12 protein-coding genes are annotated in these 14,043 nt (G+C 34.1%); 3 read left to right on the top strand and 9 right to left on the bottom strand.

All coding sequences use genetic code 11. The annotated features are described in order from the left end of the window. Nucleotides 1–52: 52 nt before the first annotated feature. From GGR32_RS00935 to galE, 6 genes are all read right to left on the bottom strand, one after another. Entirely contained in the window at nt 53–913 is an 861-nt protein-coding gene (locus GGR32_RS00935) for an NAD(P)-dependent oxidoreductase (RefSeq protein WP_183475569.1), read from the bottom strand. An 18-nt stretch (nt 914–931) separates the two neighbouring features. Next, entirely contained in the window at nt 932–1,252 is a 321-nt protein-coding gene (locus tag GGR32_RS00930; protein ID WP_183475568.1) for an ArsR/SmtB family transcription factor, read from the bottom strand. A 277-nt stretch (nt 1,253–1,529) separates the two neighbouring features. Then, a complete protein-coding gene (locus GGR32_RS00925; protein ID WP_183475567.1) occupies nt 1,530–2,468 on the bottom strand; it encodes a BatD family protein in 939 nt (312 codons plus the stop codon). A 763-nt stretch (nt 2,469–3,231) separates the two neighbouring features. After that, nucleotides 3,232–4,011 carry a zinc ribbon domain-containing protein gene (locus tag GGR32_RS00920; RefSeq protein ID WP_183475566.1) on the bottom strand — a complete coding sequence of 260 codons (780 nt, stop codon included), beginning with the start codon at nt 4,009–4,011 and terminating at the stop codon, nt 3,232–3,234. 6 nt (nt 4,012–4,017) lie between these two features. Further along, nucleotides 4,018–5,112, bottom strand: a complete 1,095-nt coding sequence (locus tag GGR32_RS00915) for a Nif3-like dinuclear metal center hexameric protein (RefSeq protein ID WP_183475565.1) — start codon at nt 5,110–5,112, stop codon at nt 4,018–4,020. 22 nt (nt 5,113–5,134) lie between these two features. Further along, a complete protein-coding gene (galE, locus tag GGR32_RS00910) occupies nt 5,135–6,160 on the bottom strand; it encodes a UDP-glucose 4-epimerase GalE (protein ID WP_183475564.1) in 1,026 nt (341 codons plus the stop codon). Nucleotides 6,161–6,296: 136 nt separating this feature from the next. On the opposite strand from galE, the gene GGR32_RS00905 reads away from it, so the two are divergent. Further along, a complete protein-coding gene (locus GGR32_RS00905) occupies nt 6,297–6,596 on the top strand; it encodes a DUF3817 domain-containing protein (protein ID WP_183475563.1) in 300 nt (99 codons plus the stop codon). Between the two features lie 2 nt (nt 6,597–6,598). On the opposite strand, the gene GGR32_RS00900 is transcribed toward GGR32_RS00905, so the two are convergent. Then, complete coding sequence (locus GGR32_RS00900; protein WP_183475919.1) at nt 6,599–6,982, bottom strand: acyl-CoA thioesterase; 384 nt, start codon at nt 6,980–6,982, stop codon at nt 6,599–6,601. 112 nt (nt 6,983–7,094) lie between these two features. Continuing rightward, on the bottom strand, nt 7,095–9,155 hold the full coding sequence (locus GGR32_RS00895) for an HD family phosphohydrolase (protein ID WP_183475562.1): 2,061 nt from the start codon (nt 9,153–9,155) through the stop codon (nt 7,095–7,097). Nucleotides 9,156–9,269: 114 nt separating this feature from the next. Between GGR32_RS00895 and GGR32_RS00890 the strand changes: the two genes are divergently transcribed. Both GGR32_RS00890 and GGR32_RS00885 read left to right on the top strand, forming a co-directional pair. Beyond that, on the top strand, nt 9,270–10,448 hold the full coding sequence (locus GGR32_RS00890; protein WP_183475561.1) for an acetyl-CoA C-acyltransferase: 1,179 nt from the start codon (nt 9,270–9,272) through the stop codon (nt 10,446–10,448). A 30-nt stretch (nt 10,449–10,478) separates the two neighbouring features. Further along, a complete protein-coding gene (locus GGR32_RS00885) occupies nt 10,479–11,228 on the top strand; it encodes a C40 family peptidase (RefSeq protein WP_183475560.1) in 750 nt (249 codons plus the stop codon). A 58-nt stretch (nt 11,229–11,286) separates the two neighbouring features. Here the strand turns inward: GGR32_RS00885 and GGR32_RS00880 are convergent, their stop codons facing one another. Further along, nucleotides 11,287–14,025 carry an outer membrane beta-barrel protein gene (locus tag GGR32_RS00880; protein ID WP_246415156.1) on the bottom strand — a complete coding sequence of 913 codons (2,739 nt, stop codon included), beginning with the start codon at nt 14,023–14,025 and terminating at the stop codon, nt 11,287–11,289. Nucleotides 14,026–14,043: the final 18 nt, after the last annotated feature.

Raw genomic sequence — 14,043 nt, 5'->3', positions numbered from 1 at the left:
AGGTTTCCTAAAACTAAAAAAGGTGACTTCTCAACTTAAACTTTTATTATTGCTATTTATTATTTTTTAAATATTTATCTTTCATATCTACTAGATACACGCCGTGACCATACCATTGTGTTCTTTCGTCATTGGGTAACGTAGCTACTCTTAATATCTCTTCGGCTGTATCTTCCCTACTAATTGTTCTCTTAGCATATCGTAGTGGAAGTTCTTCACTATCTAATGCTGTTGTATCAAAAACATACCCGTACTGTCTTTTTGCAGGGGTATCTTTTAATGCTGCAGGCCTAAATATGATAAAGTTTAAACCTTCCGATTGCGCTTTAGCAAGAATCGCCTCGCTCTTGGTCACATTTTTAAAAATAGGAAAAATCACTTGAACCAAGTTAGATAACCTATTGTAATTTGCAGGCCATGCAGTTATGCTTTGCCCTGGTACGCCCTCAGTACCTACCGAGCCATGATAGAATGTTTCTACCCAACGGCTATTTCGCTGACCATCAACTATTGCTTGTATCGTATCGGTGTAAAGCATGTTTTTAGCGTTTATCATGTCTTTAACCTTTGTTACTCCAACAAAACAACAAATCGCATCTATAGATTCATCCTCTCTGAGTAGCTGCGCATAAGTTTCAGGTTTTAAAATGTTGCTATTCTTTGCTTTCAATTTGCCTGCTGTGTGCTTTACCGCTATTCCGTTGGGGGTCAGGTTTGTATTTTCCAGTACATTATTCATTCGTTTTAGTGCTGCTTTATCATCTGCTGCACGGCAAAGCGCTGTTACATCATGACCTTGTCTTAATGCTTTTTTGATAAAGAAACGTGCACCACGAGATGCTGCTGCTACAACTAGGAAATGTCTTTTTTTATGTTTCATCATTTTAATTTGTTTACATGTGCATACATGCACGTATTAAGTTAAATTTTTTTAATCAGTAGTATGTATATTCATTAAGTCTCTCAACGACTTAGCAGTTTTTTCAACATGTTGAGTAATTAATTCACAGTCGAGTGTATAGAATGTGTGTCTTGAGCGTTTCTCCTTTACAACTATTCCTTGTGTTTGTAATTGTTCCAAATGTCTTGAAATCACTGATCTATCCTGTGGAAAATTTTCTGCAATTTCTTTGATACTGCGTTCCTTTCCATCAGCTAAGTGTTTTACAAGTTCAAAACGAACAGGCTCAAACAAGGTGAGAAAAAATTTCAAATTGATAGATTCTTCTAGGTTATGTTTTGAATTTTCCATATTTCACTAATACGTGCAAATGTATGCATATAATTTGATAATCAAAAATTTTGTTTTGCTTGTTAACCAAATTGATTTAGCAGCGATTTTAAAAATTTACTTAAAACGGTCTTGACTTTTTGGTTCGTTTTGTGTCAAGACAAAATGAACGAATAATAAACTTTAGTATACTTACTTTTTTTAGTTCACAAATCTTTTATTTGCTAATGGTGTTCATGAATCAACTTAGGCAAAGTTATAGCTAGTGTAGCATTTGTCCGTGTTGTGCAACGTGCTTTTATTTTACATTAATTTTTAGTTCGTTAGATTTTATTTTAAACTTTGTTGCTCCATTGTCAGTTACAGTATATGTGCCATTGTCATTAGGAACAAACCTATTGTCAAAATAATCTGTATTGCTTTTGTATAATGAAAATTCAAATTCACTGATGCCTATATCAAATGTGCCTTTGGATTTTGCTAAAAGATGAAATTCCGCAATCATTGTTTTAATATATTGCATATTATCAATATATTCCATTGTTTGTTTTTGTGTTCTAAACGGATTCCAATCAAAGTGTACAACCTCAAAATTTTTATCGATCATTTCTTCAAAATTCTCTATTCCTACAATATTGTCAATGGTTTCTTCAAAACCGACATGAATTTCGTTTTCTTTTCCTTTCAGCGATGGCAAGTTTTCGGGAGGCAAGTATTTTCTTTTAGTTTCAAAAAATCGGGAGTATTCATACAGACTTACTTTAATAGTATCGTTTTTGTTATAAGTGGCTTTGTCTGATGTCCAACTAACTTTTAAGTCGTTTTGGTCAATCGTGATGTTGTCAACTACGTTGATATGAAACGGTTTGCTTTTATATTCTTTTCCTTCATGTATCACGGTCAAAACAGGAAGGTCAATTCGTCCTGTTTTTGTAGGAACGGCATAGCTCTCAAAACTATAATAGGCTTGAATTATTTCACCGTTTTCATCTGTGGTATTACTGCTAGAAATTCTTTTCAAAATTTCGTCTAAATTATAGGTCAACTCCAATCCGTCAACATAGTTGCTGGCAACAATTATACTGTCTGGCTTTTGTTCAAAATATATATTGAACAAAATAGACTTCCCGACTTCTGCTTCTGGTTGAACTACAAATCGTACAAATTCTTTATTCTGTCCACTACAAGATTGGAAATGAAAGATAGTTAGTAAAAAAAGTGTGATTAGTTTTTTCATTTATTAGTTTTCAGTGTATAACTTAAACAAGTAAAGTTTACCTTAGCAAGTGGTACCCAAAAAGGTGATGCAAAAACAATGGATTACCTAATAAATTAGCATTTACTTCTCCTATTTTCTCTGAAATAGAAGATGTTATTTCGTAAGCTGGATTCATTTATTGATATCATCAAAGATACAATCATTTAAATAGGTTATGTCATGAGACGGTATTTTTTAATTGAACACAACGCCCTGACGGATATGACGATTTAAGTTAAACTATCAGTTTCAAATATATAACTTTCTACGTTAAAACAAGAGAGGGTATAAAACCTAAGATGGTTTGGTTAAAGTGTATAAGTTAAAAACATTATTACACTTACTTTTTTTAGTTCACAAACCTTTTATTTGTTAATAGTGTTCATGAATCAATAAAGTTGATTTCATTGATAAAAAAACGAATCAAAAAAATCTAGGCTACCGAATCTTGTCTTAAATTTATTACTCAAAAGCTAAATTTTAGAGAACTCGTATTGGCAAGCCAATACTCAAACAACCTAAAATTTTAACGCTTCTTTCGTGGCAAATTTTACAGACAATTTTCGTGATGCCAGAAAAAATTGTATTAGTTCACAAACCTTTTATTTGCTAATGGTGTTCATGAATCAACAAAGTTGATTTCAACCCAACCGACAGTTTTACAGAAATAGCTGTAAAAAAGAAAATCGTCTAAAAATTACTTCTTAGACGATTTCCTCTTTATGATATTTTTTACTGAAGATTACAGCTTTTGGAAAAGTGCTTGCATTTTTTCTTTTTCTTCTTGTGCTAATTCTGGGTCTACCAAAATACGTCCACTATGCTCATCGGTAATAATTTTTTTACGACCAGCAATTTCCATTTGTACTTGAGGTGGAATTGTAAAGAAAGATCCTCCCGATGCTCCACGTTCTATTGGCACAACGGCTAAACCATTTTTTACACTTCCTCTAATGCGGGCATAAGCTTTTACCAAACGCTCTTCTATCTGCGCTTTAAAGTCTTCTGACTTGTCCTGTAAAGCTTTTTCTTCTTTTTCGGTTTCTGCTAGAATATCGCTTAGCTTATCTTGCTTGTGCGTTAGGTGTTCTTGACGTTCTCCTAAACGTTTTTGCGTAGTTTCTATCACTTCTTTTTTATGCTCTATTTGAGCATAAAATTCTTTAATATGCTTTTCGGCCAGCTCTATTTCTAATTCCTGAAATTCTATTTCTTTAGAAAGGGCATTATACTCACGGTTGTTACGCACATTTTTTTGTTGTGTGGTGTATTTTTTTATCAGCTCCTTTGCCTCTTCTATTTTGTTTCTCTTAGCCTTAATATCGTCATCAATACTTTCTAAGCTTGTATTAAATTTGTCTAAGCGCTTGGTTAACCCCGCCACTTCGTCTTCTAAATCTTCTACTTCTAAAGGCAATTCCCCGCGAATGTTACGTATTTCATCTATACGTGCATCGATTAATTGTAAATCATACAATGCTCTAAGCTTCTCTTCTACGGTCATTTCTTTTTTATCTGCCATAATTAATCAACTATATTGAATTGGGTTGGTACTTTTTTCTGATAAAACGATTGCAAAATTACGGAATTTTTCTTTAAGATAAGAATGTATTAAGTTTTTTGTGAATTGTTCACTTTCATAATGTCCTATATCTGCTAAAATTAACTTTCCTTCGGCCTTATAAAAATCATGATATTTTAAATCGGCAGTTAGGTAAATATCTGCATTTGCTGCTATTGCATTAGGTATGGCAAAAGCACCACTTCCGCCGAGCACAGCTACTTTTTTTATCGGTTTTTGTAACAGTTCACTATGCCGTATTATTCTGCAATTAAAGGTCTGTTTTACAAAGGTAATAAATTTTTCTGGAGGTATTGCTTCGGGTAATGTTCCCAACATCCCTATTCCTATATGTTGGTGTTTATTTTCTACTTGAACCACTTCAAAAGCCACTTCTTCATACGGATGGTTAGCAAACAATGCTGTTAAAACTTTATTTTCTAAATGCTTTTCATATACCAGATTTAACTGAATTTCTGTTTCGTTTTGTAAAACTTCTGGCTCGCCTATGCTTGGGTTGCTTTTTTCATTTCCTTTAAAAGTTCCTTCTCCTAAGATGTTAAAGCTACAATTATCGTAATTCCCGATAGCTCCTGCACCTGCTTCAAACAATGCTTTTCGTAAATTGTTGGCTGCTGCTTTTGGAACATAGGTGGTTAGTTTTTTAATTGTTTTAGCCTGAGGAACTAAAATTTGTTGCTGTTCTAGCTTAAGTTTTTCGGCAATTTTGGCATTAACCCCAGTAAAGCTATTATCTAATGCAGTATGTATGGCATAAATCGCAATATCATGTTTAATGGCTTTTTGCACCACACGTTCTACATAGGTTTTTCCGGTAATTTTCTTAAGTCCGCTAAAAATAATAGGATGAAAACTTACAATAAGGTTACATTGTTGGGCTATTGCCTCGTTAAGTGTTTCTTCTAATGTATCTAGGGTTACTAATACTCCTGTTACTTCTTTGTTTTTATCACCTACAAGAAGCCCTACATTATCAAAATCCTCTGCGTATGCTAAAGGAGCCCATTCTTCTAAAGCGGTAATTACAGCTTGTATCTTCATTTTATTATATTGTCTTTTTATCCTACGAATTATTTTCAGCGTAAGCTTGCTCCCATTCCCAGGCACTCAATAATGCTTCGTCTAGGCTTCGTTTTGTTTCCCAACCTAGTTCGTGATTCGCTTTTTGAGTTTCGGCATAGTTTGCAATCACATCGCCTTCTCTTCGTTCTGCAAATTTATAAGGTAATTTTTTTGACGTTACTTTTTCGAAAGTTTTTATTATTTCTAATACAGAATTTCCGCTTCCTGTTCCTATATTAAAAACTTCAAATTTTTGTTTGTTATTAGCGGCTATCAAACGTTTTAAAGCTGCAATATGGGCTTCTGCTAAATCTAGTACATGAATATAATCCCGAACACAAGTACCATCTGGTGTTGGGTAATCGTTTCCAAAAACCGATAATTCTTTACGCTTTCCGATAGCGGTTTGTGTAATATACGGAACTAAATTTTGAGGCGTTCCGATAGGCAACTCTCCTATTTTTGCAGACGGATGCGCTCCTATTGGGTTAAAATACCTTAAAGCAATACTCTTAAAAGCTGTAGCGCTTTTGCAGGTATCTTGTATAATTTCCTCCCCTATTTGCTTGGTATTTCCGTAAGGTGATAGTGCTGGTTTTATTGGTGCTTCCTCTGTAATTGGAAGCTTATCTGGTTCTCCGTAAACGGTACAAGATGAGCTAAATATCAGATTATTTATCTGGTGTTTTTGCATTTCCTGCAACAAGGTAATTAACGTAGAGATGTTGTTATGATAGTATAACAAAGGATTTTCTACGCTCTCTCCTACTGCTTTGGAACTTGCAAAATGAATTACCCCTGCTATGTTTTTATGCGTTTCGAAAAAAGCCGAAACATTTTCGGTCTCTCGTAAATCTAACTTACAAAATGTGGGTGTTTTTTGTGTTATGGCAGCTATACCTTCCAACACATGCAAGCTAGAATTAGATAGGTTATCTATAATAATAACCTCATAACCTGCCTCTAACAAACTAACTACGGTATGCGAACCAATAAAGCCTAAACCTCCTGTAACAAGAATTTTCAAAATTGATTTTATTTTTTGTCTAAAGTACTAATTATACGCTAGTATAAAAAACAAAGCTTATGAAATTTTAACAATTTCAATATTAAGATTAAGTAAAAATAATACTTATCTTCGCTAGCTATTAAATGTTATTTTTATGTACGATAATCAGGTAAAAATCTTCAAATTAATTAGTACTCTTGAAGCTATTTCTTTTCTAGTTTTATTATTTATTGCAATGCCGTTAAAATACGTTTGGGACATACCTGAGATGGTACGCCCCGTAGGTATGGCACACGGAGTTTTGTTTGTGCTTTATGTTATTGGAGCTTATTTTATGTATGAAAAACTTAATTGGAGTTTTAAAACATTAATGATTTGTATTTTTTGCTCTGTATTACCATTTGGTCCTTTTTACGCCGAGAAAAAGTTTTTGCCACGTAAGAAAGAAGCTTAAGCTTAAAGCCTATCTTTAGCAAACTCTTTTTGTGTTTTTCCGTGAGGGATTGCTTTGCCGTTTTCATCTAAGCTTACCATAACAATTTTATCGATGGCAATAATTACTTCGTGTGTCATTTTATTTCTTACTTGACAAGTAAGTGTTAGAGAAGCGGTTCCGAATTTAAGGATATCAATTCCTATTTCTATAATATCACCTTCACGAGCCGAGCTTCTAAAATCTATCTCACTCATAAACTTGGTAACTGTTTTTGGGTTTTCTAACTGGATAATAGCATATAGCGCAGCTTCTTCGTCTATCCATTCTAAGAGTCTCCCACCAAATAAGGTTCCGTTAGGGTTTAAGTCTTCTGGTTTAATCCATTTACGTGTATGGTACTTCATCATATCAAGGTTTTACTATTGTGCCTTTACAAGATACTCTATTTTACTTTTTTAGCCAGCAAAAACAATCGAATTTATCTATGCTGTCATTTTAAAAAGTAACCATTTAGCATTATTCTGGATATTCAATTCTTAAATGATAAATATTTTTAAGTTTTTGCTTTAGTATCTTCTTAATTTCTTTAATTTCTTTAAATGTAATATCTGCATTTAAAAACTGCCCTGCTTCCATTTGTTTATTGATAATTTTATCTACCAATTTTTCTATACTTGTGGCGCTTGGTTCTTTAAGGCTTTTACTTGCAGCTTCTACACTATCGCTCATCATTAAAATGGCGGTTTCTTTGCTAAAAGGTGTAGGCCCTGGATACCTAAATTTTTCGATATCGATGGTTTCATTTTGCTCTTCAGCCAAGTCTTGTGCTTTCTTATAAAAATAATAGATTAGGCTTGTACCATGGTGTGTACGAATAAAGTCAATAATCCGATCTGGCAAGTTATGCTTCTTGGCTATTTCTATTCCATAAACCACATGGTTCACAATAATTTGAGCGCTTTCTATAGGCGATAAATCGTCGTGAGGGTTTACCGAAGAGGTTTGATTTTCTGTAAAAAAGCTAGGATTTGCCATTTTTCCTATATCATGATACAAGGCTCCTACCCTTACCAGCATGGCATTTGCCCCTACTTCATTAGCTGATGCTTCTGCTAAGTTTGCAACATTTAGACTATGGTGAAAAGTTCCGGGTGCTTTGTTAGAAAGTTCTTTTAACAATTTTGAATTGGTATCGGATAGCTCTAGCAAAGACATGTCTGAAATAAGCCCAAATACTTTCTCATAGGCATAAATCAGCGGCTGTACGAATAGGGTGGCTACACCGCCTAATAAAAACATAAGGAAAGGCTTATAATCTATCGAAGCTATAGCGCCTTCCTGAATAATGGTAAATGCAAAATAGGCAAATATATACACGCCCGTAATCTGCCCTACCGAGATAAAAAGATTAGCTCGTTTATAAAGCTCTGAGGTGGTTAAAATAGTTACAATCCCTGCGATGATTTGCAAAAACATATACTCAAAACTATTCGGCACAATAAAACCTAATATCAACACGGTAAGCACATGTGCAAACATACCTAAACGTGTATCGAAAAAAGCTTTCAGCGTAAGCGGAAGAATACACAAAGGCACGATATATATATAGGAATTCCCTAGCCACTTTATAGCCGTTATGCTCAGCAAAACAAGCATTACAATATTGAAAAAAATAAACGTAACCTTGGTGTTGTTTTCAAAAATAAAAGGACGGTATTTGTAAATAAATAACATTAACATAAGCAATGCTAAAGCAACCAGCATGGTGTAACCTAGAACCACAATATAGTAATTGGTTTCTGTCCATATTTTAGACTCGTATTCCTTTTTTAATGAAGCCAAAATACTCAGCTTATTTCCTTCTATAATTTCTCCTCTGCTAATAATTTTACTCCCTTGTACAACGCTCCCTCGTGTATATGAAATTGTATTTAGCTTGGTTTCTAAATCTTGCTGTGTTAATGCTTCATCTGCTTTTACATTAGGTTTTACTGTATTAAAAAAGAGCTCTAACAATGCATTTCTATACTGCTGTAAGCTACTGTTATCTATAGCTAGGTTTACATAATCTTTAATTTCTTTTTCTTTCAGAACACTTTTATAAACGGCTTCCTCTGCTTGATTTCCTTTCTTAAGGTACACAATACGGTTTTCGTCTAAAGGCTTTATTTCTGCCAGAACTCCACGAGAATAAATATCGTCTAAAAGCTGTGTAGAAAATTTTACCAACTCCACGCCATTTTTTGCAATTTCTTCTTCGGTGAAAATTTCTGATATATTCTCTGCAAGTTTTTTATTTACCAACTGTGGTACATCGGTATTAAAAACATAATAAGGAATATGGCCTCTTCTTATCTCTTGTTTCTCTTTCGTTATTTCTTCTTCAGATTTAAGAATAGCAAAATCAAAAGGAGCATATAAAGTCTCGTACTGCCATGGTTTTCCTTGCGTAATATCGTATTTAAACTTACTCCCTTTTGGAAAAACATAAACGATAAGTGCCGTGGCAAATACATACAAGAAAATCTTATAAATAAGTCCTTGTTTTTTATAAATTGTATTGATAAAATTTTTCATCCTGAAATGCTTCTTAGGTCAAATGTACTAAAAATGTACGTCATCTTAGATTCTATTCGGATGTTCGCTATAAAATCATTAAATTCGCAAAGCATTATTCTAAAAACACAAAACATGAGTAAAGAAGTTGTAATTGTAAGTGCAGCCAGAACACCAATAGGTAGCTTTTTAGGAAGCTTATCGAGTGTAACTGCCCCAAAATTAGGAGCTACCGCAATAAAAGGAGCTTTAGCTAAAATAAATCTAGACCCAAAGTTAGTAGAAGAAGTAATTATGGGTAATGTTGTACAAGCAGGCGTTGGCCAGGCTCCTGCAAGACAAGCAGCTTTATTTGCTGGCATCCCAAATAACGTACCTTGTACTACTGTAAATAAAGTTTGCTCTAGCGGTATGAAAGCCGTAATGCAAGCTGCACAAAGTATTGCTCTTGGTGATAACGAGATTGTTATTGCTGGAGGAATGGAAAACATGAGTTTAATTCCGCATTATACCCATTTAAGAAACGGACACAAATTTGGTCCTAAAATGATGGAAGATGGTATGCAAAAAGACGGACTAACCGATGCTTACGACGGAAATGCCATGGGTGTTTGTGCCGATGAATGTGCGGTTGAATATAAATTTTCTAGAGAAGATCAGGATAATTTTGCTATCCAATCTTATGAGCGCTCTAAAAAAGCTTGGGAAGAAGGAAAATTTGATGAAGAAGTAGTTCCTGTAGAAGTTCCTCAGCGTCGCGGAGAACCTATTATTGTAAACCAGGATGAAGAGTTTAAAAACATTAAACTCGAAAAAATACCTCAACTACGTGCAGCTTTCACAAAAGAAGGAACTGTAACTGCTGCCAACGCCTCTACCATAAACGACGGTGCTGGTGCCATGATTTTAATGAGTAAAGAAAAAGCCGAAGAATTAGGGCTTACTCCAATAGCTACTATTAAAGCTTATGCCGATGCAGCACAAGAACCTAACTGGTTTACCACAGCTCCTGCAAAAGCACTTCCCAAAGCGCTTGCAAAAGCAAATATCGACATTAAAGATGTAGATTACTTTGAGTTTAACGAAGCTTTTTCGGTTGTTGGCTTAGCCAATATGAAAATTTTAGGCCTTACCGACGATAAAGTAAACGTTAATGGTGGTGCTGTTTCTTTAGGACATCCATTAGGTTGCTCTGGCGTAAGAATTTTAATTACCCTTATCAATGTTTTAAAACAAAACAATGCCAAAATTGGTGCTGCAGCTATTTGTAATGGCGGTGGTGGTGCTTCGGCAATGGTTATTGAAAGAAATTAATTTTTTACAAATCATTTTTATAAAAAACACATGCAATACGGAGTTTGCACACTAAACATTGTTCCTGTGAGAGCAGAAGCAAACGATGCTAGCGAAATGGTTACCCAACTTCTTTACGGAGATATTTTTACCATTATAGAACAACGGAAAAACTGGTGTAAAATCCGTATTGCATTTGATAATTATGAAGGCTGGATAGACCCTAAACAAACCTGTTTACTTCATAAAGAAATTTTTGATCACCAAAAACAACTCAGCAATAGGTATGTTGCTGATTTAATAGAGTTTATCACCACAAAAAACCAAGAGCTTATCCCGGTATCTTTAGGCGCTAACCTCTCACATCTTTCTTTTTTACAACATCAATACGAAGGTCGTTCCCAACAAGGGGAATACCCTAAAAGCAAACTGCTAGAAACCGCATATATGTACCTTAATGCGCCTTATTTATGGGGCGGAAAATCTCCTTTTGGTATAGATTGTAGTGGCTTTACACAAATGGTTTATAAAATTAACGGTTATGCCTTATTACGAGATGCTAAACAACAAGCAACACAAGGAGAACCATTAAGTTTTATAGAAGAAAGCGAACCAGGAGATTTAGCTTTTTTTGATAACCATGAAGGAAATATTATCCATGTAGGTATTATTATGGAAGACAATTACATTATCCATGCACATGGTAAAGTACGTATTGACCGTATTGACCATACAGGTATTTTTAATGTTGATACCAAAAGGTATTCGCACAACTTAAGGGTGATTAAAAAAATTATTTAACACCTTATAAAAATATATTTCTCCTAATAGTAAGCATTAAAGAAACCTTTATTGTTTATTACCTTATTCTGTAACGGCGATTACGTTTAGATGGCGGCGAAGTCTTGCTTCCTGCAAATTTATTGAATTTATACGTAAAGCTAAGCATTATGTATTGCTCTAAAACCAATTGCTCGGTATCCTGAACATAATCTTGTCCTGTATAACGAGAAGTTGACGTGTTCTCGTTTAGCATATCAAAAACTTTTAATTTTATAATCCCATCTTCTCCCCAAAACTTATAGCCCAAACTTACATTCCATAATAAAAAATTATCTTTAAAACCTGGAGCTACATTTCCTAACTTGGTATAACGCATATCACTACCAAAAACCAAATTTTCGGGAAAATAAGAGGTTATATTTAAACCTAAAGCTTGGTTGATGTATTGCTCATTCCTATTATTATTTAAGCTGTATCGCGAATTATTAAAATCGATACTATAATTAGGGGTTATACTTATTATTTCGCCAACATCGTAAGTTACCGAAACTCTAGGAGAAGTAGTAAAACGTTTGGCGGTATACTTTTTCCCGTTAGAGAAACCTATATTATTACTATAATTCCCCGTAACTCCTATAGAAATTTTTAACGCATCCCCATTTACCCAATCATACTTTTTATCTCCATTTACTCCCATAGTTACACGCCAAGATCCGTTTACGTTAGCATAAGTAGTGGTTCTAATCAAGTTTTCATCGGTTATGCTTACACTAACTATTTTATCGTTAACCACACTTCCATTTATATAAGCATAAAAACCTGTTTGAGCTTTAAAATTGTAATCGTAATAATTTAACCTCATACGGTGTGACAGTGTGGGGTTTAAGTCTGGATTTCCAACAACCGTATTTAACGGATTGGTAACATTTGCTACTGGTTGTAATTGCTGTATAGAAGGTGTACTACGAGAGTTTCTGTAGGTAAAACGCAAAGATTTAGTTTTGGTAATTTTATAGCGAGCAAATATTCTTGCATACAAGTTGTTGTAGGTATTGCTAAAGCGTTTGTCTGAAAAATAATCCTCGTTACTCAATTTGGTCTGCTGAAGCCCCGAAGAAACCTTTGTTATTAGCTTCTCTGTTTTATATACCCAACCTAAACTTGGCTGATATTTATATATGGTGGTCTGAAAATTATTGCTTAAATTTTCGTTTAAAGCATTATAATGTGCTGCTTGATCTTTCTCATACACCAAGCGCTCGTTAGCTTGATTTTCTTTTACATACGTATAATTTATATCTATAGAAGATTTTTCGGTTATCGGAATTCTAGTGTCTAACATCACCGAATACTTATCGGTTTGTTTATTTTCTTCAATATACTGATCTTGTATGCTTGTTTCTGGTAAGGTTTCTGTTTCCTTATAAATTTTTCGCTCAGCATAATACTCCTCTTGTTGCTTGCTATTGTTATTTGTATTAGAAAATTCTAAAGCAACATAAGCTCCGTTTTTACCTATTTTTCTAATGGCATTTAACGTGTTGGAAAAATTGATATTTTTCACTTCCGAAAATGTAGAAGTTTCTGCATCATTTATAGGATCTCCGTTAGCGTTATAAGAAAAGGCTTTAGAGGTATTGGTAGAAAACCCTGTATTTGCTGTTAAATTAGGGTAAATAGAAATTCGTGTTAACGTATCGGGTTCAGCGTGAAAACCAATACTTGCTCTATGGTTTTGATTATTGCGTTTGGAGGTTGTTTTATTTTCATTAAAATAGTGTTTATCTGGAAGAATATTTTCTCTATATCCTATAGAAGCTGTTGTATTAGCAGCTTTATTATAAAAATAACTAGCCGAAAGTTCTGTTTTATTATCCCATTCATTTACAAAATCAACCCCTGTATTTTCTGTTTTGGTAATCCCTGAATTACTTCCACCTCCTGTTACCGAATAGGCATTTCTCCCCATAGAATCAAAAACTTCATCGAAGGTAAACCCCGAAGAGTTAATATTATTGCCGCTCCCCAATAAACTAAGCCGCATTTTATTATTAAAATAATTTGCTGTTCCATTAAGTTCGTACCTGTTGTTTGTTCCTCCTCCGGCAGTCATCCTGGCGAAAAAGCCTTTATTTTTATCTTCAGCTATGGTAATGTTTATGGTTTTATCTTCTGCATCGCTTTCTTTTCCTGTAAATTCTTCTTTTTTAGTTTTAGTATCTACTACTTGTATTTTGTTTATAATGTCTTTGGGTAAATTTTTTGTAGCTATTTTAGGGTCTTTTCCAAAAAACTCTTGTCCGTTTACCAATATTCTAGAAACTTGTTTCCCATTTACCATAATGTTCCCGTCGTTATCTACTTCTATTCCTGGTAATTTTTTAAGCAATTCTTCCAAGTTAGCATCGGGACGTGTAGCAAAAGAGGCTGCATTAAACTCTAAAGTATCTTTTTTTATGGCAATAGGAGCCGATTTTCCTTCTACAAGCACCTCATCTAAGGTATTGTTTTCTATTTTTAAAGGTATTTCGCCCAGAGATATTGTAGGCTTAGGAATAAGCTTTTGTTTATGCGTTACAAAACCTGTATATGAAATATATAAGTATATCTCCTCGGGGGTTTGCATTTTCTCTGTCAATTCAAAATCTCCGCTAGCATTGGTTATGGTGTAACCTACCAAACTGCTATCTTTTACGGTTTCTGCAAATACAGTTGCCGACTCTAACGCTTGTTGTTGTTCATCGACTACTTTTCCTGTTATGCTAAACGTTAGTGTTTGTGTATAACTCGTATTTATCCATAAAAAAAGTACCATCAAAATAGTACTTTTAAA

Source organism: Mesonia hippocampi, from assembly GCF_014197445.1.
Lineage (GTDB): Bacteria > Bacteroidota > Bacteroidia > Flavobacteriales > Flavobacteriaceae > Mesonia > Mesonia hippocampi.
This window is presented reverse-complemented; position numbering and strand designations above follow the sequence as displayed.